Source organism: Nostoc cf. edaphicum LEGE 07299, assembly GCF_015207245.1.
Taxonomy (GTDB): Bacteria; Cyanobacteriota; Cyanobacteriia; order Cyanobacteriales; family Nostocaceae; genus Nostoc; species Nostoc edaphicum_B.
The window spans coordinates 1-2,905 of record NZ_JADEXF010000872.1; the positions used below are offsets into that span (position 1 = coordinate 1).

The window sequence follows — 2,905 nt, forward strand, 5'->3', positions numbered from 1 at the left end:
GGGTAACTTTTATGACTTTTATCTGTAATATTAAGCATTATATAACGAACAAGCAGATGGCGCATTACCTTATGTTCACAATTTAGGGATAATGTAAAGATAATATCAACACAAGGTCTGCAACAGGGGACACGCGAAGAATTAACAATTGCATTATCACTGGATTTTCATAGATTTTTGCATCCGCTAGCACTTAAGTAGGCTTTTGATTTACAGTAAAAAAAATACTCAGTAAAAGTTTAACAGTAAATGTTAGCAAGTGGCAAAACTTATAGCAGTTTTCAAATGCACTCCTACTTAAACATTTAGGTTTTCCATGTCACCCTTCTCCTGCGATCGCTCTATAACTTTGCTTCACGCTAACACCAGTTACTTAGAGCAGTAAACCCCCTACAGCGAGAGTTAACCACGTCACAGTATCTTCTTAGCAAGCCATTTGAAGAGGGATATTGAGTCGGGAGTAGTAAAATAGTCTCAGCACAAGATACAGAAATCTTGTTGCATTAAAGCTAACTCATCCGTTTGATAGAACTGTAGATTGAAGATGTCGCTCCGTTAGTGGAGGACAGGAAATATTTAGCTTTCTAAGATCGATTTAGAACATTTGAACTATAACAACAAGTTTGGAATTTGCTCAATTGCTACATTTTTTGAAGTTGATAGCCAATAACAAACGTATTGTAAATATTTATTTAATTTTTTGAAAACCAATTAGGAATATCACATCATGCTATTTAAAGATCGGAGGTTTGCGGGTCAAGTTTTGGCTAAGGAGTTAACCGCTTATGCTAATGACCCAGATGTTCTGGTATTAGGGCTACCAAGGGGTGGTGTACCCGTTGCTTTTGAAGTTGCCAAAACCTTAAATGTTCCCTTAGATGTTTTAGTGGTACGTAAATTGGGTGTGCCCGATCAAGAAGAACTAGCGATGGGAGCGATCGCTTCTGGTGGTGTGCGGATAGTCAATAAATATATTATCAGTCTGGTGAAGATATCCGATGAAGTAATTGCCAGGGTAGCGCTACAAGAAGAACGGGAGTTAGAGCGGCGGGAACGGCTTTATCGCCAAAATCGTCCCTTAAGAGATTTGAAAAGACGCACAGTCATCTTGGTAGATGATGGTTTAGCAACGGGTGCAACGATGTGGGCTGCTGTTGTAACTGTGCGAAAACAGCAACCTGCTCAGATTGTGATCGCTGTGCCTGTAGCTGCGCCTGAAACTTGCCAAGAGTTAGAAACTGAGGTTGACGAAATCGTTTGCATCTCCAGACCCAGCCCTTTCCAGAGCGTTGGCCTTTGGTACGAAAGCTTTCCTCAAACGACCGATGAAGAAGTCTGTGACTTACTCGCAAAAGCGACAAAGAACGGTGAAGCAATACCTCTTGGTATGTAGATAAAGATTAAGTTTATGAGATGGTCTCAACTCACCAACTGAAATTTTAATGGGACAGAAATCAAATGGCGTGATGATAGCGGTTCGGATTCGTGATGTTGCCGATACAAAAACGTCGCTCGAGTATACAAACTAGTTGATATGGTTAAATAATGCTGAGTTCATCTGAAACAGCACCCGATGTTTCACGATCCATACTCAATAATCCCCAGGAATAAATATGTCTCTTATTGAAAACAAAGTGATAATCATCACCGGAGCTAGCAGTGGATTAGGTGAGGCAACTGCCAAGCGACTTGCTGCTAGTGGAGCCAAACCGATGCTGGCTGCTCGACGCGAAGATCGGCTCAAAGATTTGGTTGGAGCGATCGCTAAATCAGGAGGGACTGCAACCTATCAAGTAACGGATGTAGCAGATCGCGCACAGATGGAAGCCTTAGCGAAGGAAACTTTGAGTGCTTATGATCGGATCGACGTGCTAATCAATAATGCCGGGTTGATGCCGCTTTCTCCCCTCGACCAAGTAAAGGTAGAGGAGTGGGATCGGATGATCGATATCAACATTAAGGGCGTTCTCTATGGGATTGCTGCCGTGTTGCCGATTATGCGTCAGCAAAAGTCTGGTCACGTCATTAACCTATCGTCCGTGGCCGGACATAAGGTGTTTGCGGGGTCAGCAGTCTACTGTGCTACCAAGTACGCAGTGCGAGCAATTTCTGAAGGGCTGCGGCTAGAGTCAAATGGTGAAATCCGTTCGACTAATATCTCACCAGGAGCCGTTGCCACCGAACTGACTACCACGATTACCGATAAAGACACAGCAGCAGGAATTAATCAACTTTATGAGATCGCCATCGATGCAGATGCCATTGCCCGTGCGATCGCATACGCCATTGAGCAACCCAGTGATGTTGATGTGAATGAAATGATCATCCGTCCGACACGTCAAGAACTTTAGATTTAGGCTTACAGAGCAAGCATTCGGCTCAGATAGCCAGACGATATCTTGAACACGCAAGTATAGAATTTCGCTGAAAAAAACTCTGCGTCCCTCTGCTTTTAATATCATGTCCGGCTAATAGAGCAGGTCAGGATAGTCGCGTACTAGCTCTGGAATCGCATAGTAATAAGTCGGAACTTCCAGGGAGGCTTTGTCACCATGCTCTCTAAATCTGCAATCGATCGCCCTGGGTAAGCGCTTTGGGCAAGAGTAGCTGTGTAGGGTGTAGGGAACCCAAATGAAATGCACCCAAGCATCGATTTCACCTCGGCGGAATCGGGGCAGCGCCTTTGGTTGTGTCAAATAAACTGGTTCCATATCACTAAAATCGAGGCCGACTTTTGCCAGCGATCGCACAAGCACATAATGGGCGCTTGAGCTTTTATCAAAAGCGATCTTTTTACCCTTTAGGTCGGCCAGCGTCTGAATCGGCGAATCTTCTGGTACTAGAATCGCTTGACCTTTGGGAGCGGTATAGTTCTTCACTATACATATTTATTTTGGTATTAATA

Annotated in this window: 3 protein-coding genes; 2 read left to right on the top strand and 1 reads right to left on the bottom strand. The window is 43.7% G+C overall.

The features are described from left to right. The first annotated feature begins 727 nt into the window (after positions 1-727). Positions 728-1,393 carry a phosphoribosyltransferase gene (locus IQ229_RS21975; RefSeq protein ID WP_194047373.1) on the top strand — a complete coding sequence of 222 codons (666 nt, stop codon included), beginning with the start codon at positions 728-730 and terminating at the stop codon, positions 1,391-1,393. Positions 1,394-1,613: 220 nt separating this feature from the next. Continuing rightward, positions 1,614-2,351, top strand: a complete 738-nt coding sequence (locus IQ229_RS21980; RefSeq protein WP_194047375.1) for an SDR family oxidoreductase — start codon at positions 1,614-1,616, stop codon at positions 2,349-2,351. Between the two features lie 117 nt (positions 2,352-2,468). Here IQ229_RS21980 and IQ229_RS21985 read toward each other — a convergent pair whose 3' ends face one another. Next, a complete protein-coding gene (locus IQ229_RS21985) occupies positions 2,469-2,879 on the bottom strand; it encodes an ABC transporter substrate-binding protein (protein WP_322744046.1) in 411 nt (136 codons plus the stop codon). Between the last annotated feature and the right edge of the window lie 26 nt (positions 2,880-2,905).